Origin of the sequence: Hydrogenophaga sp. RAC07 (genome assembly GCF_001713375.1) — a bacterium.
In the GTDB taxonomy this organism is placed as follows: Bacteria; Pseudomonadota; Gammaproteobacteria; order Burkholderiales; family Burkholderiaceae_C; genus Hydrogenophaga.
Window position 1 is genome coordinate 840417 of sequence record NZ_CP016449.1, and the last position, 21988, is coordinate 862404.

The 21988-nt window shown below is 68.7% G+C and carries 15 protein-coding genes; 10 read left to right on the forward strand and 5 right to left on the reverse strand.

Annotated features, from left to right (window positions below; all coding sequences use genetic code 11):
* Positions 1-4: 4 nt before the first annotated feature.
* The gene (locus BSY239_RS03955; RefSeq protein ID WP_069045701.1) at positions 5-559 is read right to left on the reverse strand and encodes a phosphatase PAP2 family protein; all 555 of its coding nucleotides are present in this window, start codon (positions 557-559) and stop codon (positions 5-7) included.
* Positions 560-666: 107 nt separating this feature from the next.
* On the opposite strand from BSY239_RS03955, the gene BSY239_RS03960 reads away from it, so the two are divergent.
* Genes BSY239_RS03960 through BSY239_RS03970 form a run of 3 tightly spaced genes read left to right on the forward strand, consistent with a single transcriptional unit; the run spans position 667 to position 4024 of the window.
* Complete coding sequence (locus BSY239_RS03960) at positions 667-2274, forward strand: gamma-glutamyltransferase family protein (RefSeq protein ID WP_069045702.1); 1608 nt, start codon at positions 667-669, stop codon at positions 2272-2274.
* Positions 2274-3239, forward strand: a complete 966-nt coding sequence (locus tag BSY239_RS03965; RefSeq protein WP_069045703.1) for a diacylglycerol/lipid kinase family protein — start codon at positions 2274-2276, stop codon at positions 3237-3239. The genes BSY239_RS03960 and BSY239_RS03965 overlap by 1 nt, the downstream gene beginning before the upstream one ends.
* Positions 3236-4024 carry a metallophosphoesterase family protein gene (locus BSY239_RS03970; RefSeq protein WP_069045704.1) on the forward strand — a complete coding sequence of 263 codons (789 nt, stop codon included), beginning with the start codon at positions 3236-3238 and terminating at the stop codon, positions 4022-4024. The genes BSY239_RS03965 and BSY239_RS03970 overlap by 4 nt, the downstream gene beginning before the upstream one ends.
* 15 nt (positions 4025-4039) lie before the next feature.
* Here the strand turns inward: BSY239_RS03970 and BSY239_RS03975 are convergent, their stop codons facing one another.
* Together BSY239_RS03975 and BSY239_RS22955 are read right to left on the reverse strand one after the other, a co-directional pair.
* Positions 4040-4273 (reverse strand): SlyX family protein, encoded by a 234-nt coding sequence (locus BSY239_RS03975; protein ID WP_069045705.1) that lies wholly within the window; start codon positions 4271-4273, stop codon positions 4040-4042.
* Positions 4274-4378: 105 nt separating this feature from the next.
* Positions 4379-5008 carry a glycine zipper 2TM domain-containing protein gene (locus BSY239_RS22955; protein ID WP_257784871.1) on the reverse strand — a complete coding sequence of 210 codons (630 nt, stop codon included), beginning with the start codon at positions 5006-5008 and terminating at the stop codon, positions 4379-4381.
* A 260-nt stretch (positions 5009-5268) separates the two neighbouring features.
* Between BSY239_RS22955 and BSY239_RS03985 the strand changes: the two genes are divergently transcribed.
* The 7 genes from BSY239_RS03985 to BSY239_RS04015 all read left to right on the forward strand — a co-directional run bounded on the left by BSY239_RS03985 (position 5269) and on the right by BSY239_RS04015 (position 20002).
* Positions 5269-5511, forward strand: coding sequence for a hypothetical protein (locus BSY239_RS03985; RefSeq protein ID WP_069045707.1), 243 nt, complete (start codon positions 5269-5271; stop codon positions 5509-5511).
* A 57-nt stretch (positions 5512-5568) separates the two neighbouring features.
* Positions 5569-14106, forward strand: coding sequence for a GH36-type glycosyl hydrolase domain-containing protein (locus BSY239_RS03990; protein ID WP_069048757.1), 8538 nt, complete (start codon positions 5569-5571; stop codon positions 14104-14106).
* A gap of 129 nt (positions 14107-14235) precedes the next feature.
* On the forward strand, positions 14236-14955 hold the full coding sequence (locus tag BSY239_RS03995) for a Crp/Fnr family transcriptional regulator (protein ID WP_172823071.1): 720 nt from the start codon (positions 14236-14238) through the stop codon (positions 14953-14955).
* 60 nt (positions 14956-15015) lie between these two features.
* A complete protein-coding gene (locus tag BSY239_RS04000) occupies positions 15016-16299 on the forward strand; it encodes a phospholipase D-like domain-containing protein (protein ID WP_069045708.1) in 1284 nt (427 codons plus the stop codon).
* A 170-nt stretch (positions 16300-16469) separates the two neighbouring features.
* Entirely contained in the window at positions 16470-17177 is a 708-nt protein-coding gene (locus BSY239_RS04005; RefSeq protein WP_172823072.1) for a Crp/Fnr family transcriptional regulator, read from the forward strand.
* Positions 17178-17372: 195 nt separating this feature from the next.
* Complete coding sequence (locus tag BSY239_RS04010) at positions 17373-17921, forward strand: ferritin-like domain-containing protein (protein WP_069048759.1); 549 nt, start codon at positions 17373-17375, stop codon at positions 17919-17921.
* 14 nt (positions 17922-17935) lie between these two features.
* A complete protein-coding gene (locus BSY239_RS04015) occupies positions 17936-20002 on the forward strand; it encodes a catalase (protein ID WP_069045710.1) in 2067 nt (688 codons plus the stop codon).
* 101 nt (positions 20003-20103) lie between these two features.
* Here BSY239_RS04015 and BSY239_RS04020 read toward each other — a convergent pair whose 3' ends face one another.
* On the reverse strand, positions 20104-20382 hold the full coding sequence (locus BSY239_RS04020) for a hypothetical protein (protein ID WP_069045711.1): 279 nt from the start codon (positions 20380-20382) through the stop codon (positions 20104-20106).
* A gap of 147 nt (positions 20383-20529) precedes the next feature.
* Positions 20530-21522, reverse strand: coding sequence for a hypothetical protein (locus BSY239_RS04025; protein ID WP_069045712.1), 993 nt, complete (start codon positions 21520-21522; stop codon positions 20530-20532).
* Positions 21523-21988: the final 466 nt, after the last annotated feature.

Here is a 21988-nt window from a genome sequence, read left to right on the forward strand (position 1 = left end):
GCATTCAGCCCGGACCCAGCAGCCGCGCACCCGTCCACCCCAGCGCGCCACCCAGGCCCAGGCCGAGCAGCACGTCGCTGGGAAAGTGGGCACCCGCGTAAACACGCGCCCAGGCCGTGGCCAGCGCAATGCCGCCCAGCACAGCGAGCAGGGGGTGACCGGGAGCCGCCACGGCCATGTACCCGACCACCGAGCCCATCACCGCCGCATGCGTGCTCGGCAGCCCGGCACGGGGGCCGTGCTGGAGGTGGTTGTGGCTGAGACCGAGCGCGAAGGGGCGTGGCGCGGCCCACAGCACCGCGCATTGTTTGCTCAGGACCTGGGCGAGCGTGGCCATGAGCAGCACCTGCAGCAACATCCACCCGCCCGAGGGCGTGGCCCCGGCCATGGCCATGAGCGTGATCAACATCGGCGCCCAGCTGCGGTGCGAGATGGCGCAGGCCGCCGGCAGCAGGCCGGGACGAGCGCCATGGCCGGCCCGCATCCAGCGAAACAGCCGAACGTCGAATCGCCGGTATCCCCACGCGCCCTGTGCGTGATCGAAGGTCGCGTTTTTCATGAAGCCATTGTTCTCGGCGCCGGTGTCGTTCTCATGACAGGCGAGGCCTTTGCATATCCGGCAAACTGCCCCGACCGAGCCCGCTTTTCAGGCAACCTGGACACCGCATGACATTCCACTGGACCAACCCCTACCCGACCGTGCGCAGCCCCGTGATGGCGCGCAATGTGGTCTCAACCTCGCACCCCCTGGCCTCATCGGCGGGCCTGCGCATGCTGCACAAGGGCGGCAACGCGGTGGACGCGGTGATCGCCGCCGCCGCTGCACTCACCATCGTGGAGCCCATCTCCAACGGCCTGGGCAGCGACAACTTCGCCATCCTCTGGGACGGCGAGCAGCTGCACGGCCTGAACTCGTCGGGCGTGGCGCCGGCCACCTGGAACAACGACTACTTCGCGCGCCGCCACGGCGGCAAGATGCCCGAGCGCGGCTGGGACTCGGTCACCACACCCGGTGCGGTGGCGGGCTGGGTGGCCTTGTCCGATCGTTTCGGCAAGCTGCCGTTTGCCGACCTGATGGAGCCCGCCATCGAGCTGGCCGAGCGGGGCCACGGCGTGGGCTGCATCACCGCCGAGAAGTGGGCGCGCCAGGTGCCCATCCTGAAAAACCAGCCGGGCTTTGCCGAGGCCTTCATGCCGCACGGCCGCGCCCCCACCCCGGGTGAGCGTTTCACCTTCAAGGCGGCGGGCGCCACGTTGCGCAAGATTGCGGACACGCGCGGTGAGGCCTACTACCGCGGTGAGATTGCCGAAGCGCTGGTGGCCCATGCCGCAGCGAACGGCGGCAGCATGACGATGGCCGACCTCGCTGCCTACCGCCCCGAATGGGTGCTGCCGATCCAGAAGAACTTTGCCGGCTATTCGGTGCACGAGATCCCGCCCAACGGCCAGGGCATCGCCGCGCTCATGGCGCTGGGCATGCTCGAACACCTCGACATCGGCCGCCTGCCGGTGGACAGCATCGAATCTCAGCACCTGCAGATCGAAGCCATCAAGCTGGCCTTTGCCGACACCTACCGCTGGGTGGCCGACGCGCGCCACATGAACGAGGTGAGCGCCGCCGACCTGCTGAGCGACGCGTACCTCGCGGAGCGCGCCAGGCTCATCCAGCCCGGACGGGCCGGCGACTTTGCGCACGGCACACCGCCGCGCGGTGGCACGGTGTACCTCACCGCCGCCGACGAGAGCGGCCAGATGATCAGCCTGATCCAGTCCAACTACATGGGCTTCGGCAGCGGTGTGGTGGTGCCGTCGGTGGGCGTGAGCCTGCAGAACCGCGGCTTTGGTTTCACCCTGGCCGAGGGCCACCCCAACCAGGTGGCCGGCGGCAAGCGGCCCTTCCACACCATCATCCCGGGCTTCGTCATGAAAGACGGTCGCCCGCAGATGAGCTTTGGTGTGATGGGCGGCAACATGCAGCCGCAAGGCCATGTGCAGACGCTGGTGCGCATGCTTGTGCACGGCCAGCAGCCGCAGGCTGCGTGTGACGCACCGCGCTGGAAGGTGGGCAGCGGCATGAACGTGGACTTCGAGCCCACCATGGCGCCCGCGCTGTTGCAGGGCCTGAAGGATCTCGGTCACCGTTTCGAGCCCGCCGCGGACGCCTACATGGACTTCGGCAGCGGCCAGTTCATCTGGCGCCTGTCCGAGGACATGGACGACGGTTATGTGGCCGCGAGCGATTCGCGCCGCGACGGCCAGGCCGTGGGCTTTTGATGCAGCGTCCGCTGTTCAAGCCGGCGGCAGCGCTGCAGTTCGTGGTGAATGGCCAGTCGGGCCACGGCGACGCTGAGGCCACGCGCGAGGCGATCGAGGCGGGCTTGCGCGAAGCCGGTCGCACCGGCACGGTGTTGTTTGCCGCGCCCGGCGAACTCGCGCACGTTGCGCGCGAAGCCGCTGCCCGCGCCTGTGCCGATGGTTCGGCCGTGGTGGCGGTGGGCGGCGACGGCACCATCAACACGGTGGCACAGGCGGCGCACGCAGTGGGGTGCACCATGGGCGTGATTCCCCGCGGCACCTTCAACTACTTTGCGCGCGAGCACGGCGCACCCACGGAGACCCTGGAGGCGCTGCGCTGGTTGCTCGATGCGCGACCCGAGCCGGTGCAGATATCGGCCATCAATGAGCAGGTGTTTCTCGTCAACGCCAGCCTGGGCCTCTACCCCGACCTGCTGCAGGACCGCGAAACCTGGAAGGCGCGCTTCGGCCGCAGCCGCCTGGTGGCGTTTGGTGCGGGCATGGCCACCCTGCTGCGCGCGCAGCGCCGCCTCAAGCTCCTGATCGAATGGGAGGGGCAGCAGCATGAAGTGCGCACGCTCACTCTGTTCGTGGGCAACAACCGCCTGCAGCTGGAACAGCTCGGCCTGGGCAGCAGCGGCGAGCAGTCCGAGGGGGCCGCGGCCGACGGCCATGTGACCGCCGTGATCCTCAAGCCCATCGGCATGCTGGCCATGGTGGCGCTGATGCTGCGCGGTGCGCTCGGGCAGCTCGGTGAAGCCAGCGGCATCGAACGCTTCGTGTGCCAGAGCCTGGTGATCAAGCCCTCGCGTTTGATGAAGCGGCCCAGGGTGAAGGTGGCGTTCGACGGCGAGGTGGACTGGATGCGCGCGCCGCTGACCATCCGCGTGTTGCCACAGCCCTTGTGGCTGCTCAAGGCAGCGCCTTCGGTGGTGGCGCCATGAGCGTTCTGCTGCAGGTCTCCGACCCTCACTTCGGCACCGAACGGGCCCCCGTGGTCGAAGCGCTGGTCGCGCTCGCCGCGCAGCTGCGGCCGGACCTGGTGGTGCTCTCGGGCGACATCACCCAACGGGCGCGCACTGAGCAGTTCAGCGCCGCGCGCAAGGCCATGGACCGGCTGGGCGCTCCGCTGCTTGCGCTGCCCGGCAACCACGACATTGCGCTGTTCAATCCCTGGGGCCGCTTCGTGCGCACCTACGCGCGCTACAGCGCGGCCTTCGGGGCCGACCTGGCCCCCGTGTTCGCTTCAAACGATCTGCTGGTGATCGGTGTGAACACCACGCGCGCCCGGCGCCACAAGGACGGCGAAGTCTCCAGCGAACAGATCGACGCGGTGGCGCAGCAGTTGCGCCAGGCCACACCCGAACAACTGCGCGTGGTCGTGGTGCACCAGCCCATCGACGTGATGCGGGCCGAAGACCTGCCCAACCGCCTGCACAACCACGCGGCTGCGCAACACGCCTGGGCCGCGGCGGGCGCGGACATCGTCATGGGGGGCCACATCCACCTGCCGTATGTGATGCCGCTGCCGGGTCTCGCGCGTCCCGCGTGGGCGGTGCAGGCCGGCACGTCGGTGTCCAGCCGCGTGCGCAGCGGCGTGCCCAATTCGGTGAACGTGGTTCGCTGGTCGCCAACGGCGGGCTGTGTGGCGGAACAGTGGGACTTTTCAGCGGCCACCTCGGCCTTCGAGCGCGTCGCCAGCACACCCATTGCGCCGCAGCGTCCTTAGCGTCTCAGCAATGCATCAGTAGTGCGGCGGCAGTTCGTCGCGCGGGTCGCGCGGCCCGGCTGAGAGGCCGTCGTCGCCACCGCGCTGGCGCAGCCGGCTCACCTCGCGCAGCAACAGGTCGATCTGCTCCTGCTGTTTCGCCACCAGGGCGTTCAAGGTGTCGAGCAGGTCGTCGGCGTAGCTGGCCTTGATCTCGAGATCGGTCAGGCGCTGGTCGGTGTCGGGGTTGGCGTGCTGGGGTTCGGTCATGCCGCTATTGGACCGCATTGGCAGCACGAAAAAAAACCCGCGCCGGCAGGACGTGGTCCTGCATGCAGCGCGGGGAAGGGGGGGATCTTCAAAAAAGTCTGGTGGTCAGACGCGGGGTTCGCCATTGGCGTTGACAAGGATGGTCCGGCCGGGCTGCGTCGTCATCTGCACGCGGTGGCCGATGCCATTGAAGGTGTAGGTCACGTCCCAGTACTCGGGCTGGCCGTTGCTGGCCTGGGTGCAGCGCTGCACGTCCTGGGTCTGTGGCTGGCCGCCAAAGCCGTTGCGGCCCACGTTGGAGCCCACGGCCGCACCCGCCACGGCGCCGCCCACGGTGGCGATGTCGCGACCGCTGCCATTGCCGATCTGGTGGCCCAGGATGCCGCCGATCACCGCACCGGCGATGGCGCCGGGGATGTTGCGCTGGGGTTGCTGCACGACTTCTTCGCGCTCGATCCAGCAGCGCTGGGCGGTGCTGGGGCCCACCACCGCGCGCACCGAGGTCACCGGCGCTTCGTACAGGGTTTCCTGGTTGCGGCGGCGGTAGTCGCGGCGTTCCTGCTGCTGCTGGGCTTGTGGGTATTGGCTGGGGTACTGGTAGACCGGTGCGGGCTGCGCCACCGGTTGTTCGTACACCGGGTAGGGCGCGGCACAGCCGGCCAGGCCCGCCACGGCCAGGGTGGCCAGGGCAGTGAGGCGCAGCATCGGTGAAGAGCGTTTGGCGGTGGTGTTCATGGTGATTTCCTGGTGTGACAGCCGGATGGCGAAGACCGGTGCATGGCGCCGGCCGATGGGTTGAAGGATGTTGGATCCTGCGCTCCTGGTCTGTTCGGTAGCGCGCACGAACGGTGTCTGCGCGGTAAAGAAAGTCACCATTGCTTGCAAGCTCGATGGTCCGTGGGTGTGTCACCGAACAGACCTCGGTTCACCAGAGCTTTACAAAGGAGTTCACCTCCTCGGACTCTTTCCGCTGGCGTGTCAATCAGGAGAAGCCCATGCCGAAGTCCACCGCCTTTGCCCCCAGTTGGGACACTTCGTCGTTTGGGCACCCGGCCGACACCTCGCCCATGGAATGTTCGGCCCTGGCCGATCACCTCTCGGTGTGCAGCCGCTCGCGCGGCCCCTGGCCCGCCTTGCACAACGGCGCGGCCGTGGTTCGCGGTTTCGTCATGCCCAGGCTGGTCACCACCGTGTTCATCGTCACCCTGCTGGCCGGCACCACGTGGCTTGTTTCGTAGGTGACGGAGCGCGACACCACCAGTCAGCCCGACTGGGTACCGCAGCCTGTGCGGCGCATGCTGGACCCTGCGCTGGGTCCGGCGCTGGAGCCCATCCGGTCTGAAATCTTCGGCCTCGCCCGTTTTGAACAACACGGCCGCAGCCTGGCCGAGTCGCACCACGCTGCGCGCGCGATCTTTGGAAGCACCTCGTTCTATCCCCGCCTGCAGAGCAACATCCAGAGCCTGCGCGCCTCGCACGAACACATTGCCAGCCACGCGCTGAGCGGCCAGGACATCAGCCCCGGCGCTGAATGGCTGTTCGACAATTTCCACCTGATCGAAGACCAGCTGCGCGAGATCCACGATGGTCTGCCCGCGCGCTACTACCGCACGCTGCCGGTGTTGCAGGACGCGCCGCTGCAGGGTCTGCCGCGGATCTACAGCATCGCCTGGGCGTTTGTGGCTCACACCGATGGCGCGTTTGATGAAACCGTGCTCACGCACTTTCTCAACGCCTACCAGGAGGTGCACGAGCTCAGCCATGGCGAGCTGTGGGCGCTGCCCACCACGCTGCGGGTGGTGCAGGTGGAAAACCTGCGGCGCCTGGCCGACCGCATCGCCAGCCACAAGGCCGCGCGCGAACTCGCCAGCCTGATCGCGCACCGCATTGAAGAACTGGACCTGGCCACCGTGCAGGCGCTGCACGCAGTGGCCGAGCGTCGCGGCGTGGGCCGTGTGTTCCTCTACCACCTGGCGCAAAACCTCGACGGCCACCGTCCGCCCACGGGCGATGTGTTCCTGCACCAGGTGCTTCCGTGGTTGAAGGACGCCGTGCCCGACCTCGCGGCACTGCAGGCCCAGCACCACGCCGATCAGGCGGCCGACCACCTGAGCGTGGGCAATGCCATCACCTCGCTGCGGCTCATCGGCGCGGCCGACTGGTCGGGCGTGGTCGAGCGCACCAGCCGCGTGATGCAGCTCATGCTGACCTCCGGCGTGTTCGCGGCCGAGGACGACGCCACGCGCAGCACCACACTGCACCGCATCGAGCGCCTGGCCGTGCAGAGCCAGCGCCGCGAAACCGAGGTGGCCCGCACGCTGCTCGCGCTGATGCAGGACGGCGCGCACGCAGGCCACTGGCTGGCGGGTGGCGGCCGGGGTGCGCTGGAGCAGCGTCTGGGCCTGCGGCACCGAGGCCGGGTCTGGCGTCGGCTGGCATTGCGCATGGCGCGTGTGCCCACCTACCTCACCGTCATGCTGGCCGGCTCGCTGGGGCTGGTCGCGGCGGTGTACGCCGCTGCCGCGCTGCCGGTGGATGGCTGGCCGGGCCATGCGGTCGCGGCGCTGGTGTTGTTGCTCATGGTGTTCCCCGCGTCCGAGACGGTGGTGGCGGTGGTCAACCGGCTCATCAGCGAATCGGCGCGGCCCGCGCACCTGCCGCGCTATCTGCTGGCCGAGGGCATACCGCCCGAGGCGCGTGTGATGGTGGTCATGCCGGCGCTGCTGGGCAGTCTGCGGGCCGTGGAGCCGCTGGTGCACCGCCTGCACCTGCACTTTCTGGCCAACCCTGAAAGCCACGCGCAATTCGCGCTGCTGAGCGACTTTGCCGACGCCGACAGCCCCGTGATGCCGGGCGACGACGCGGTGCTGGCCGAAGCCCAGGCGCAGATCGCCGCGCTCAACCACAACCACCCGGTGGCCGCCGGCGCGCCGCCGCGTTTCCTGCTGCTGCACCGCGCCCGCACGCTGAGCACCACCCAGGGCCGCTGGATCGGCTGGGAGCGCAAACGCGGCAAGATCGAACAGCTGATGGCGGCGCTGGTGCACGAAGTGCCCGGCCCGTTTCTGCTGCTGGGCGAACTCTCGCGCATGGCCAGCGGCACGCGTTATGTGCTCACGCTCGACAGCGACACGCAGCTGCCGCCGGGCCGCCTGCGCGCGCTGGTGGGCGTGGCCGAGCACCCCGACAACTGGCCCGTGCTGGACGCCACCGGGCGCCATGTGGTGCAGGGCTACGGCATCCTGCAGCCGCGTGTGGTGCCGCCGCTGCCCGAGACCTCAACCACCTCGCTGTGGCAGTGGATCACCACCGGCCAGCGCGGTCTGGACCCCTACAGCGCGATGAGCTCCGACGTCTACCAGGACGTGTTCGGCGAAGGCAGCTTCACCGGCAAGGGCCTGCTGCACGTGGCCACCATGCACGCGGTGCTGGGCGATCGCCTGCCCCACGACCGCGTGCTCAGCCACGACCTGCTCGAAGGCGCCATCGCGCGTTGCGCGGTGGTGACCGACATCACCCTGATCGAAGCCGACCCGGAACACGCCGACGTGGCCGCCTCGCGCCTGCACCGCTGGACGCGGGGCGACTGGCAGCTGCTGCCGTTTCTGCTGCGGCCGCACCGCTGGCAACTCTCGCCCATCAACCGCCTGAAGCTGCTGGACAACCTGCGCCGTTCGCTGGTCACGCCGGCGTCCGTGCTGCTGCTCTTGCTGGCCATGTGGGGTGTGGGGCTGAGCCTGAATGCGGCCCTGTGGCTGGCGCTGGCCGCGCAGGCTGCAGCCCCGGTGCTGGGCGCGCTGGCCGGCTGGGTGCCGCACCGCGCCAGCCTGCTGGGCGAACGTTTTGCGCGCGCCGCCGCTGCCGACACACTGCGTGCGCTGCTCGGCGGCGTGTGGCACATGGTGCAGCTGCTGCAGCAGGCCCTGCGCGCGACCGACGCTGCTGCGCGCACCGGCTGGCGCATGGCGGTGTCCCAACGCCAGCTGCTGGCCTGGACCACGGCCGACGCGGCCAGCGCGGCCCTGCGCCCGGGGCTGTGGCCTTCGCTCAAACGCCACGTGCTGGAGCCGGTGGTGGCCTTGCCGCTGCTCGCGCTCTTGTTCCTCACCACGCCGCAGCCACCGCTGTGGGGCGTGGCATTGCTGGTGCTGTGGGCACTGGCCCCCCTGATCTCGTGGCTGGCCCACCAACCCTGGCCCGGCACAGCGGCGCGCCCGCTCGCCACCGCCGACCGCGTGCTGCTCGACGATCTGGCACGCGACACCTGGCGTTTGTTCGAACGCTGTGTCGACCAGCAAAACCACCACTTGCCGCCCGACAACCTGCAGATCCTGCCGTACGACATGGTGGCGCACCGCACCTCGCCGACCAACATCGGCCTGTACCTGCTGAGCACGGCGTGTGCGCGCGAGTTCGGCTGGATCGGCACCCAGGACCTGCTGCAGCGCATGGAGGCCACGCTGGCCAGCCTGCAGCGGATGGAGCGGCACCGCGGCCACTTTCTGAACTGGTACGACACCCAGACCCTGCAGCCGCTGTTGCCGCGCTACGTGTCCACCGTGGACAGCGGCAACCTCAGCGTGCACCTGCTCGCGGTGGCCCAGGCCTGCCGCCTGCTGGCACGCGATCCCCACGCCACGCAGGCCACCGCGCAAGCCGTGCAGCGCAGCCAGGAGCGGCTGGAGCCGGCCTTGCAGCACCAGCAGGCCTGGCTTGAAGCGGCCCTGGCATTGCCGCTGGCGCAGACCGCGCTCGGCCAGGTGTTGCACCTGCCGCTGCCCGACCCGCTGGACCCCGAGGCCAGCGCGGCCTTCGCCACGCTGCTGGACGCCGCCTCGCTGGAACTCGTGCGCATCCCGCACCCGCGCCCCGAGCCCGACCCCGCCCGCGCCGGCGAGAAGGACGAGATCGCGCGCGACCACGACAGCCTGCACGCGCTTATGGGTGACTTTCTGGCCACGCTGCGTTCGGTGGGGCAGGACCGCAGCGCCGCCGCCGAGGGCGGCGGGCCGCGGGCCACGCGCCGCCTGCTCGACCTCGCGCAGTCGCTGGAGCAACTGGCCTGGGCGCCCGAGTTCGGTTTTCTGTACCACCCCAAGCGCCACCTGCTGCACATCGGCTTCAGGCTCGACGACCAGGCGCTGGACAAGTCGTTCTACGACCTGCTGGCCTCCGAGTCGCGCAGCACCAGCCTGCTGGCCATCGCCAAGGGCGACGTGCCCGTGAAGCACTGGGCCGCGCTGGGCCGCCCGCTGTTCGCCAATGGGCGCCACGCCGTGCTGCGCTCGTGGTCGGGCTCGATGTTCGAGTACCTCATGCCCACGCTGGTGATGGCCGAGCCGCCGGGCAGTGTGTTGCGTGAAGCCGGCTGCTCGGCGCTCATGGAGCAGATGGCGCATGTGCAAGGCAAGGGCATGCCGTGGGGCATTTCCGAGAGTGCCTACGCCGGGCGGGACCACTCGCTGGCCTACCAGTACGCCCCCCAGGGGGTGCCCCGGCTCGCACTGCGCCGCACGCCGCTGGACGAGCAGGTCATTGCCCCCTACGCCACCACGCTGGCCACGCTGGTCAACCCGCACCTGGCCTGCCAGAACCTGGGCCACCTCACCCGCCTGGCGGCGCGGGGTCGTTACGGTTTCATCGAGGCGCTCGACTTCACCGCCGCACGCCAGACGCAGGGCGGCACCTGCACACCGGTGGCCACCTACATGGCCCACCACCAGGGCATGACCATCGTGGCGCTGGCCAATGTGCTGCGCGACAACGTGGCGCAGCGCTGGGGAATGGCCCACCCCAGCCTGGAGGCCGTGTCGTCGCTGCTGCACGAGCGCACGCCGCGCGCCTTGTCGGCGCTGGTGCACCAGCCCCTGCCCAATCTGCCGCTGCAGGCGCTGCACCGCCGCTCGCAGGACCACGTGCGCACGGTCGTGCCTGGCCAACAGGCGCTGGAGCCCACCCACCTGCTGTCCAACGGCCACTACAGCGTGAGCCTGCGTGCCAACGGCGCGGGCTGGAGCCGATGGGGCGCGACCACCATCACGCGCTGGCGCGACGACGCGCTGCGCGATGCCTGTGGCAGCTTCGTTTACCTGCGGCTGGACCCGCGCTCCGCACCGGTGTCGGTGAGCAGCCACCCCGCGCCCGACCCGGCGGCGCAGTACCTGAGCACCTTCCACACCGACCGGGTGGTGCTCGAAGCACACTGGCCCGAACTGGGCGTGCAGACCACGGTGTGGGTGAGCCCGGAAGACGACATCGAACTCAAGCGCGTGGTGCTGACCAACCGCAGCACCGAGGTGATCGAGCTGGAGCTGATCTCGGCGATGGAGGTGACGCTGGCCCGTGCCGCGGCCGACGAGGCCCACCCCGCGTTCTCCAACTTTTTCGTGCAGGCCGACTGGCTGGCCGACCAGCAGGCCCTGCGCTTTGTGCGCACGCCGCGCCTGCAGACCGAGACCACCGTGCAGGCCGCGCATTTTGTGGCCGACGTGCGTGGCGAGGTCCTGGGCCTGCTCTGCCAGACCGACCGCGCGCACTGGCTGGGCCGCAACCACAGCGCCGACCAGCCGCTGGCGCGCATGAACGCGGTGCCCACAACATCGACCGCGCTGGAAACCGGGCTGGACCCGGTGGCGGCCCTGGGCGTGAAGTTGCGCCTGGCGCCCGGCGCACAGGCCTGCGTGACCTTTGCCACCGCCGCCAGCGACCATCCCGCGCAGCTGATGGCCATCGTCGACAAGTACCGCCAGCCCAGCTCGGTGGAACGCGCCTCGGTGATGTCGGCCACGCTGGCGAGCATCCAGCTCGCGCCCGGGCAGCCGCGCATGGAACACCTGCCCGCGTTCCAGGCCCTCACCACCGCGCTTCTGATGACGCTGCCCAAGGTGGACCTGCCGGTCCCGGACAGCAAGGCCCAGCGCGCCTGCGACCGACGCACCCTGTGGCCGCTGGCCATCTCGGGCGACCGGCCGCTGGTGCTGGTGAGCGCGGGCTCGCCCCAGGGCCTGGGCCTGCTGCGCAGCGTGGTGCAGGCGCTCAACGAGTGGTCGCGCACCGGCGTGGCGTGCGATGTGGTGGTGCTCAGCAGCGAGGCGCATTCGTACCAGATGCCCTTGCAGCGGGAGCTGGCACTGCTGCGCGAACAGCTGCATGCGCCGCACTCAGGCGTGGCGATCGGCGCCTTGCACCTGCTGCGCCCCGACGCCTTGACCCCCGAGCAGCTGGCCACGCTGGACGCGCTGGCGCGCATCCACCTGCGGGCCAACGGCGTGAGCTGGACCCAGCAGATCCAGGCCTGGAGCGCGCGCTTCGATGCTGCGCAGGCGCCCCTGCGCAGCACGCCCCACGAGCGTGTTCCCACCCACGCACCGCTCGCCGAGCCCACGCCGTCAACCGGTGCGCTCGAGGCCGGCGGCCGGCGGTTTGAGTTCGAGGTGTCGCCCGCCCAGCGGCCGCCCAGGCCGTGGGTCAACGTGCTGGCCAACCCGGCGTTCGGTGCCATCGTGTCGGAGACCGGGGGTGGCAACACCTGGGCCGGCAACAGCCGCCTGAACCAGCTCACCACCTGGGGCAACGATCCGGTGGCCGACACGCCGGCCGAGTGGTTCCTGCTGCAGGACCGCCGCACACACGACGTGTGGAGTCTCACGCCCTCGGCCTGGGGCGACGCCGGGGCGACGCACAGCGTGGTGCACGCGCAGGGCCGCACCACCATCAGCCACCGGCGCGGCGATCTCGACATCGCGGTGCACTGGAGCGTGGACGCCGAGACCGCGGTGAAGCAGGTGCGCGTCGAGATCGTCAACCGCGGCCACCAGATAGCGCACCTGCGCACCGTGGCCATGGTGGAGTGGCTCATGGGCGAGAAGCGCAGCGACCGCGCCACGCTGCACACGCGCCGCTGCATGGTGGACGCGCCCGCCGGACTGGTGGGACTGATGGCCACGCAGACCGAGGCGGGCGCCGGCTGGGGCGGGGGCACCGCGTTTCTGGTGGAGGCCCTGGCCACCCCGGGCGGCAGCGAGGGCCTGGACTGGACCTGCGACCGCGCGGCGTTCTTTGACACGCAGGGCCAGCTGCGGCTGCCGCTGAAGCTGGGCCAGCGCCGTGGCAGCGGCCTCGACCCGTGTGCCGCGCTGTCGCGCCCGGTGACGGTGCGCCCCGGCGCCACGCTGGAACAGGTCTACCTGCTGGGATTCGCTGCGTCACCCGCCGCCGCGCACGAACTTGCCGTGCGCGCCATGAAGCGCGTCCCGCGCGAACGCGAAGAGGCCACCAAGCTGCGTTGGGACACGCTGTTGGGCGCGACCACCGTGGTGACCCCTGACCCGCTGTTCGACGCCATGACCAACCGCTGGCTGCTGTACCAGACCGTGTCCTCGCGCCTGTGGGCCAAGGCCGGCTTCTACCAGGCCGGTGGCGCCACCGGCTACCGCGACCAGCTGCAGGACACCATGGCGCTCGCCTGGGCCGCGCCGCGCCTGCTGCGCGACCAGATCGTGTTGTGCGCCTCGCGCCAGTTTGAAGCGGGCGATGTGCAGCACTGGTGGCATTCGCCGGGCGGTGCGGGTGTGCGCACGCATTTCTCCGACGACCTGTTGTGGCTGCCGTTTGCCTGCGCGCACTACCTGCGCACCACGGGCGATGCTGCGGTGCTCGACGAGTCCGTGCCTTTCCTCGAAGACATGACGATCGCGCCCGGCGCCGAAGACGCCTACGACACACCGCGCATCAGCCACGTGACGGCCAGTGTGTTCGAACACGCCGCACGCACCATCGACCGCAGCCTCCCGGTGGGCGTGCACGGCCTGCCCCTCATGGGCACGGGCGACTGGAACGACGGCATGAACCGCGTGGGCCACGAAGGCCGGGGCGAGTCGGTGTGGGTGGCCTGGTTTCTGTGCGCCGTGGTGCGCGACTGGATTCCGCTCGCGCGCGAACGCGGCGACGTGCAACGCGCCGAGCGCTGGGAAGCTGCGCTGGCGGGCTGGAGCCAGGCCCTGGAGACCGAAGCCTGGGATGGTGACTGGTACCGCCGCGCCTTCTTTGACGACGGCAGCCCGCTCGGCTCGCACGCTAACCCCGAGGCCCGCATCGACCTGATCGCGCAGGCCTGGTCGGTGCTCAGCGGGCAAGCCCCGCTGGAGCGCCAGCGCCAGGCCATGGAGGCCGCGGCGTCGCAGCTGTTCAATCCCGAGGCCGGCCTGCTCCAGCTGCTCACGCCTCCGCTGGCGCACGCGCAACCGAGCGCGGGCTACATCCAGGCCTATCCGCCGGGTGTGCGCGAGAACGGCGGCCAGTACAGCCACGCCGGCGTGTGGGGCCTCATGGCGGTGGCGGCGCTGGCGGTGCAGGAGCCGGCCGACTCGGCCACGCGCGACGAGCCCTACCGCCACTTCACCTGGCTGAGCCCGGCGCACCGCGCCACGAGCCCGGCCTGGGGCGCTGCCTATGGCCTGGAGCCCTACGCCATGGCGGCCGACGTGTACAGCCAGCCGCCGTGGGTGGGCCGTGGCGGCTGGAGCTGGTACACCGGCGCGGCGGGCTGGCTGCACCGCGCGGCGATCGAGTCGATCCTGGGCCTGAAGATGACGGCGCACGCGCTCAGTTTCACGCCCTGCCTGCCGGCGCACTGGCCGCGCGCGGAGATCACGCTGGTGCGCGACGGGCGCACCATGCGTTTTGTGCTGGTGCGCCAGCGTGCAGACTCGGTTCGCGCCAGCTGGGGCAGCCAGGGCGTGGGATTTCTGGCGGTCGGGGAGTCGCTCGCCTGGACCACGCTGCCGCCGCACAGCGTGTTTGTGGTGTCGCTGGAGACGACCCCGGTGGGGTGAGGGTTTATATGTTCGGTTGCGCACGGACGGGAGCGCACATACCTGTCATGCTCGGCCCATAACCGAAAAATAATCAGGCCAGGAGTCGGTTCGCGTTCCGCGACCGCAGCCATCCCGGAGGAAAGCCACTTGACCCCACTCGACACGCCACGTCAGAACCAGTTGTTGGCGGCTTTGCCCGATGCAGAGTGGGAACGTTGGAAGCCCCAGCTCGAGTTGGTGGATTTGCCCCTGGGCAAGGTGTTGTACGAGTCCGGCGCGGCCATTTCGCATGTGCATTTCCCCACGAGTGCCATCGTCTCGCTGCTCCATGTGCTGGAGAACGGCTCCTCGGCCGAGACTGCGGTGGTCGGTTTTGAAGGGGTCGTGGGGGTCTCCACCTTCATGACCAGTGGCTCCATGCCCAGCCGCGCCGTGGTGCAGAGCGCAGGCCAGGGTTACCGCCTGCGCGCCGATGCCCTTCGCACTGAATGCGAACGCTCGGGCTCGGTGCTCCGCCTGATGATGCGTTACACGCAGGCGCTGATGGCGCAGATGTGCCAGACGGCGGTGTGCAACCGCCACCACTCGCTGGACCAGCAGCTCTCCCGCTCTCTGCTGCGCAGCCTCGATCGTCTGCAAGGCAACGACCTGGTGATGACGCAGGAGCTGATCGCCAACATGTTGGGCGTGCGCCGCGAGGGCGTCACCGAAGCCGCGCTCAAGCTGCAGACCGCCGGCCTCATCCGCTACGCGCGAGGCCACATTTCGGTGCTGGACCGCGAGGGTCTGGAGCACCGCGCCTGCGAGTGTTACCGCGTGGTGAAGAAGGAATACGACCGGCTGCTGCCGGCGAACGAGGCGAGCTGAGTTTTTCTCGGCCGCCTGCCCGCGGTCGTCAAATCGCCCAACCGGTCCAGCAGGTTCTCCATGCGTCGCCTCTCCCGCCGTGTCCTCTTCGCAGGAGTTGTGGTCTCCGTTTGTGCGGTGGGCGGGGTGTTGATCGCCAACTTCGTGGGGGGTGAAACCAGGATCGAACGACGCATCGAACGCCTGTACCCGCTGGACGACCCCCGCTTTGTGCAAGAGCTGGGCGTGCTGCTCGGGCCGCCTTTCCTGCCCGGCAACCGCGCACAAGCGCTGCTCAATGGCGACGAGATCTTTCCGCCCATGCTCGCGGCCATTCGCGGTGCGCAGGTGTCGATCACCTTCGAGACCTACATCTACTGGTCGGGTGACATCGGGCGCCGGTTTGCAGACGCGCTGGCCGAGCGCGCCCGTGCGGGTGTGAAGGTGCATGTGCTGCTCGACTGGGTGGGCAGCGCGAAGATGGACGAGAGCCTCACGGCCACGATGAAGGAGGCGGGCGTCCAGGTGCAGCGCTTTCACCCGCCCCACTGGTCGAACCTGGGGCGGCTGAACAACCGCACCCACCGCAAGCTGCTGATCGTCGATGGCCACATCGGCTTCACCGGTGGCGTGGGCGTGGCCCCGCAGTGGACCGGCCGTGCGCAAGACCCGGAACATTGGCGCGACACCCACTTCCAGGTGGAAGGCCCGGTGGTGGCGCAGATGCAGTCGGTCTTCATCGACAACTGGATGAAGGTCACGGGCGAGGTGTTGCACGGTCCGGCCTACTTTCCCGCGCTTTCACCGGTGGGGCAGTCGCTGGCGCAGATGTTCAGCAGCTCACCCAGCGGTGGCAGCGAGAGCATGCAGCTGATGTACCTGCTGGCCATCACCGCGGCCTCACGCACCATCGATCTGTCGGCCGCGTATTTTGTGCCCGACGAGCTCACGCTGCAGGCCCTGACCGAGGCCTTGAAGCGCGGCGTCAAGCTGCGCATCGTGGTGCCCGGTGAACACATCGACAGCGACGCCGTGCGCAGCGCGTCGCGCGCCACCTGGGGGCCACTGCTGCAGGCAGGCGCCACCATCGCCGAGTACGCGCCCACCATGTACCACTGCAAGCTGCTGATCGTCGATGGCCTGCTCACCTCGGTGGGCTCGACCAATTTCGACAACCGCTCGTTCCGCCTCAACGACGAAGCCACGCTGAACATCGTGGACCAGGACTTCGCGAGTGCCCAGACCGCCGCATTTGAAGCCGACCTGGCCTTGGCCAGACCGATGACCCATGCGCAGTGGCAGGCCAGGCCCGTGCGCGAGAAGTTCACCGAGTGGCTGGCGTCGCTCATCGACACCCAGCTTTGAGGCCGGCGAATGGGCCCGTGGGGCTCAAACACCGCCATGTGTCTGCTGGCAGACAGACAGGGGACCCCGAAAGCGTCATCATGTTTTCGGGATTGGCGGGTACCGTGCCTGTGCAACCCGCATGAGTTCACCCTGGGAGGGGCTTCGCTTGTGACACAGGCGGAATCCACATGCCCAACATCCAGAACCACCTGATCGAACGCCTGCCCAAGGCCGTTCAAAAGCGTTTCCTTGCGCGCTGTTCGCCCTTTGAGCTCGTGCTCTCGCACGAGCTGAGCACACGCAGTGCCTTGCTGTCTCACGCTTACTTTCCGGTCACCGGTTTCATCTCGCTGGTGATCGACATCGACAGCCATCCGGCGCTGGAGGTGGGCATGGTCGGGCGCGAGTCCATGCTGGGCTCCGAGCTGGTGCTGGGTGTGGCCAAGACGCCCTGGCGGGCATTGGTGCAGGGGGCCGGAACCTGCTGGCGCATCGAAGCGCAGGCGTTGCGCCAGGCCATGGAGGACATGCCGAGCCTGCAAAGCCTGTTGCAACGCGCCTTGCTGGTGCGGCTGCACCAGCAGGCACTGGCCTCGGCGTGTGAACGTTTCCATCCGATCGGTCAGCGGCTGGCGCGATGGCTGCTCATGAGCCATGACCGCGCCGAGGCCGACCACTTCCATGTCACGCAGGAGTTCATCTCGCTGATGCTGGGTGTGCGGCGCGTGGGCGTGACGCAGGCTGCCAGCGAGTTGCAGAAGGACGGGTTGATCCGGTACACCCGCGGCGAACTTGCGGTGCTCGACCGGGCAGGGCTGGAGCGCAAAGCGTGCACCTGTTACGAGGCCGACAAGCTGCTGCACAGATCGCTGATGGCCGCGAAGACTTCGGCCTGACAGGCCGCGGGCGGGCACAGGCGCCAGGTCGGTGCTGCGTGACGGAGTGTCCGGTTTCTGTACGCCAAAGCACCGACGTGACCGGGTCGATCACCCATGCTGGGTGGGTCGACCGCTCTCGCCGCCGACCCGAGGGACACCTGGATGAAAAGCACCTTCGCGCCCCGCGTCAAAACCACCCCATTGGAGAAACCCATGAACGAACCCCTCAAGCCACTGGACATCCCCGAGCTGCGCAAGAGCGCCCGCCAGCACATGGAAGAAGGTGCCGTGACCGCCGGCTACAGCGCCGACCGCACGCAAGTCATCGCCATGCTCAACGACGCACTGGCCACCGAACTCGTGTGTGTGCTGCGTTACCGCCGCCACCACTTCATGGCCAGCGGCATCCACTCGCACGCCACCGCGGCCGAATTTCTGGTGCATTCGAACGAAGAGCAGGGCCACGCCGACCAGTTGGCCGAGCGCATCGTGCAGCTCGGTGGTGAGCCCGACTTTTCGCCCGATTCGCTCACGAAGCGCAGCCACGCGGAATACGTGGAAGGCGCCACGCTGACCCAGATGATTCGCGAAAACCTGGTGGCCGAACGCATCGCCATCGACAGCTACCGCCATGCGATCGAGTCGGTCGGTTCCGACGACCCGACCACGCGCCGCCTGCTCGAGTCCATCCTCGCGGTGGAAGAAGAGCACGCCGACGAACTCGCGGACCTGCTCACGCAAGTGCCCGCCCCATCCAATTGATTGAAGGAGCACCCATGGCGAAGAAACCCACGCGAGACGCTCACCTGGGCAACGGTGGCGAACTGCACCAGCAGGCCAATGCCGAGCACCCGCCGCTGACCACTCAGCAAGGCCTGGTGATCTCGGACAACCAGAACTCGCTGCGCTCGCATCCGCAAGGCCCCACGTTGCTGGAAGATTTCATCCTGCGCGAGAAGATCACGCACTTCGACCACGAGCGCATTCCCGAGCGCGTGGTGCACGCGCGCGGCACCGGTGCCCACGGCTTCTTCGAGCTCACGCATTCGCTGGAGGCCTACACCACCGCCCAGGTGTTGACCGAGGTCGGCGTGAAGACGCCGGTGTTCTCGCGCATCTCCACCGTGGCCGGCGGCTCGGGCTCGTCCGACACGCCGCGCGATGTGCGCGGCTTTGCGATCAAGCTCTACACGGCCCAGGGCAACTGGGACATCGTGGGCAACAACATCCCGGTGTTTTTCATCCAGGACGCGATCAAGTTCCCCGACCTCGTGCACGCGGTGAAGATGGAGCCCGACCGGGGTTTCCCGCAAGCCGCTTCGGCGCACGACACCTTCTGGGATTTCATCTCGCTCACGCCCGAAGCCATGCACATGGTGATGTGGATCATGTCGGACCGCACGCTCGCGCGTTCGCTGCGCATGATCGAGGGCTTCGGCGTGCACAGCTTCCGCCTGATCAACGCAGACGGTCACCCGACGTTTGTGAAGTTCCACTGGCGCCCCAAGCTGGGCATGCAGTCCACCGTGTGGGACGAGACGGTGAAGATCGCCGGCGCCGACCCGGACTTCCACCGCCGTGAGCTGTTCGAGGTGCTGGGCGCAGGCGAAGTGGCCGAGTGGGAATTTGCGGTGCAGCTGTTCACACAAGCCGAGGCCGACAAGTTTCCGTTCAACCACCTGGATGCCACCAAGCTGATTCCCGAAGAGCTGGTGCCGTTGCAGGTGATCGGGCGCCTCGTGCTCGACCGCTGGCCGGACAACTTTTTTGCCGAGACCGAGCAGGTGGCGTTTTGCCCCTCGCACCTGGTGCCGGGCATCGACTTCTCGAACGATCCGCTGCTGCAGGGCCGCCTGTTCTCATACCTGGACACGCAGCTCTCGCGCCTGGGCTCGGCGAACTTTACGCAGCTCCCGATCAACGCGCCCAAGTGCCCGTTTGCCCACCAGCAGCGCGATGGTCACATGCAGATGACGCAGCCGGCCGGGCGCGTGGCTTACGAGCCCAACACGCTGTCAGCCGACGCGCCGCGCGCCGACCGCGCCAAGGGTTTTGCCAGCGTGGCGCTGGACGAAGGTGGTGAACGCGGCCGCGTGCGCGCGGCCAGCTTCGCCGACCACTACAGCCAGGCGCGCCAGTTCTGGATCAGCCAGAGCGAGCCCGAGCAGGCCCACCTGGCGTCGGCGCTGGTGTTCGAGCTCTCCAAGGTGGAACACCCCCATGTGCGTGAAGCCATGGTGGCCCACCTGCTGGTGATCGACGAAGCGCTGGGTCAGCGCGTGGCCGACGGTCTGGGCATGGACAAGCTGCCCGCGCCCGCCACGCCGGCCCAGCCGGTGATGGACCTGCCACCCTCGGCCGCGCTGAGCATCATCGACAACGCCAAGGACACGCTGGAAGGCCGCTGTGTGGCCATTCTGGTGGACGACGGCTCGGACGGCGCGGCCGTCGCCGCGCTGAAGAAGGCGGTGGAGGCGGCCGGTGCGCGCGTGAAGATCGTGGCGCCCAAGGTCGGTGGTGTCACGCTGGCCAACGGCAAGAAGCTGGCGGCCGATGGCCAGCTGGCCGGCACGCCCTCGGTGTTGTTCGACGCGGTGGCGCTGGTGCTGTCCGACGCTGCCGGCAAGGCCCTGAGCCGTGAAGCGGCGGCGGTGGACTTTGTGCGCGACGCCTTCGGCCACCTCAAGGCGGTGGCGGCCGATGCGGGGGCACAGGCGGTGCTGAAAGCCGCCGGCATCCAGGCCGACGCGGGTGTGCTGGGCGCTGACGACGCCGACGCCTTTGTGGCGGCGGCGTGCACGCGCCAATGGGCGCGCGAGCCCTCGGTGCGAACGCTGGCCTGAAGCCACGCAGGAACATCCGGCACGGGGTGCCGGGTGCCACAACAAGAAGGCCGGGGGTGCATCGCTGCACCCCCGGCCTTTTTTCGGGATTGTGGGTCGGGTCAGCGCGTGATGCGGCCCACCAACGCGCCGACGGCAAACGCCGCCAGCAGGGCCATCAGCGGCTGCTCACGGACAGTGGCGCGGCAGCTGGCAGTCCATGCATCGCCGGTCTGGGCCAGATGGCGCACGGTGGGCGCTGCGGTGTCGGCAAGGCGGTCCACCGCCTTGTGCGCGCCCTGGACCGCTCTGTCGATCGTGTCGGCGGCAACCGGCGCGATTCTTTCGCTGTCCGGCAGCAAGGAAGTGTCGGGTACCTGGGGGTTGTTGAACTGGTTCATGGTTTCTCCTGGAAGTGCGGGGTGGGTGGGGTTGAAAGAGGTCAGGTGAACAGGGCGATCAGGATGATGATCGGGATCGGGATGCCCAGAAAGAGCAGAAGAAGTGAGCGCATGGCGGGCTTTCTGTGGTGGTGTGTGGGGTGCGGTTCAGGCGTCGCGCTGACGGCCGCCGAAGGTGGCCGCGAGGCTGGCACAGAAGGCGCCGATCAACAGCGACACGAACAGCCAGAGCGCGGCGGTGGCGGAGGCCTTGCGCGCTGCGTCCGCGGCAGCGCGTGCGTCGGTTTCGGCTTCACGCACCTGCGATTGCGCGCGGGCGTAGGTGTCGGTCACTCGCTTTTCTGCGTCGGCCTGTGACAAGCCGGTGCGTTGCGCCACCAGTTGACCCACGTGGCGCACGTCGTCTTCCGGCAGCGGCTCCGACAGGTTGTGGAACGCCAGGATGCGACCGATTTCGGCGAGCTCGCGCTCGTTGTCCAGGTAGCTCCCGGCGGGGTCGGCCGATGGGCCAGGGGCTGCCGTGCTTGTTGTGGGCTCGGTGCCGGGCGCTGTGGTGGCGGGCGCAGACACCACGCCGGCATCGCGGCGAAACAGCGTGTCCACGAAGTAGGCCATGGAGCCACCTTCTTCGCTTTGCACCATGCCGGTGGCGGCAACGGCCGCACCACCGGCCACCGTGGCGCCGGCCTGCACGCCGCCACCCACGATGGAGCCGATCACCGAGGTGAGCAGGGCGGCGGTGGCCAGCGAGGACACGGCCCAGGCCAGGAAGCCGTGCGCGGTGTCGCGGAAATACACCTCGTCGGCCTGCGCGTCGGCCCACTTCGTGCGCAAGCGACCGGCGAGGTAGCCGCCCATGCCGGAGGCCAGCAACTGGGTCACGGTCAACCACACGATGGTGGTCACACCCAGCGTGGTGGCGGTCACGCCGGCACCTGTCCACGGCGAGACCGACGACAAGCCCAGACCCACGCCCAGGATCAGCAGGATCAGCGAGAGCGCGGCGGCTGCGGCGGCACCGGCTGCGATGGCACCCCATGACACCGCGCTGGTGGAGCGTGGCGGACGAACGTCGTACGCGTCGTCAAGGACGCGTCCGGTGTGCGTCGATTCCGCGCTCAAGGTGGTGGGAAATGCCATGTTCTCTCCTGTGTCGAAAGACCAACCCGGCGCGGGACGATTCAGTGCCGGGTGTCGTTCGAAGATGGGCTACCGTAAAGGCTGTGGCGTGGTGGGTCTGTGCGCTCACCAACGTTGTTCGACGGGCGGTTTGGAGCTTGCGTTTCCTTACCTCGTCATCATTCAAAACCTTCGCGCTGCGCCACCGGCCAGCACGCAGCGGACTCCACCGGGCGAAGACACATGCCGATGACGGCCTCTTCGTTGTTGGCGGAGACGATGACGGCCAGCATGGAGCACTCCAGGTGCCGGTCACGGCAGCACGCCCCGCATTCATTCGGCCTGCGGGTGTCCTGCCTGTTCGCTGTCCAACCGTTTGCACGGTGCAAGGGAAAAGAATTTATCAGTACGGTTCCGAACAGACAGGGACCGATCTTTCGACCATCATTGATGTCTTGTACACATGGGTTTGGCCGCGTTCCGCGAC

Coding starts and splice junctions, on each gene's coding strand:
- BSY239_RS03965 (WP_069045703.1), top strand. CDS start 2,274: ATGCAGCGTCCGCTGTTCAAGCCGGCGGCAGCGCTGCAGTTCGTGGTG.
- BSY239_RS04020 (WP_069045711.1), bottom strand. CDS start 20,382: ATGAACCAGTTCAACAACCCCCAGGTACCCGACACTTCCTTGCTGCCG.
- BSY239_RS04015 (WP_069045710.1), top strand. CDS start 17,936: ATGGCGAAGAAACCCACGCGAGACGCTCACCTGGGCAACGGTGGCGAA.
- BSY239_RS03955 (WP_069045701.1), bottom strand. CDS start 559: ATGAAAAACGCGACCTTCGATCACGCACAGGGCGCGTGGGGATACCGG.
- BSY239_RS04000 (WP_069045708.1), top strand. CDS start 15,016: ATGCGTCGCCTCTCCCGCCGTGTCCTCTTCGCAGGAGTTGTGGTCTCC.
- BSY239_RS04005 (WP_172823072.1), top strand. CDS start 16,470: ATGCCCAACATCCAGAACCACCTGATCGAACGCCTGCCCAAGGCCGTT.
- BSY239_RS04010 (WP_069048759.1), top strand. CDS start 17,373: ATGAACGAACCCCTCAAGCCACTGGACATCCCCGAGCTGCGCAAGAGC.
- BSY239_RS22955 (WP_257784871.1), bottom strand. CDS start 5,008: ATGAACACCACCGCCAAACGCTCTTCACCGATGCTGCGCCTCACTGCC.
- BSY239_RS03970 (WP_069045704.1), top strand. CDS start 3,236: ATGAGCGTTCTGCTGCAGGTCTCCGACCCTCACTTCGGCACCGAACGG.
- BSY239_RS04025 (WP_069045712.1), bottom strand. CDS start 21,522: ATGGCATTTCCCACCACCTTGAGCGCGGAATCGACGCACACCGGACGC.
- BSY239_RS03975 (WP_069045705.1), bottom strand. CDS start 4,273: ATGACCGAACCCCAGCACGCCAACCCCGACACCGACCAGCGCCTGACC.
- BSY239_RS03985 (WP_069045707.1), top strand. CDS start 5,269: ATGCCGAAGTCCACCGCCTTTGCCCCCAGTTGGGACACTTCGTCGTTT.
- BSY239_RS03990 (WP_069048757.1), top strand. CDS start 5,569: ATGCTGGACCCTGCGCTGGGTCCGGCGCTGGAGCCCATCCGGTCTGAA.
- BSY239_RS03960 (WP_069045702.1), top strand. CDS start 667: ATGACATTCCACTGGACCAACCCCTACCCGACCGTGCGCAGCCCCGTG.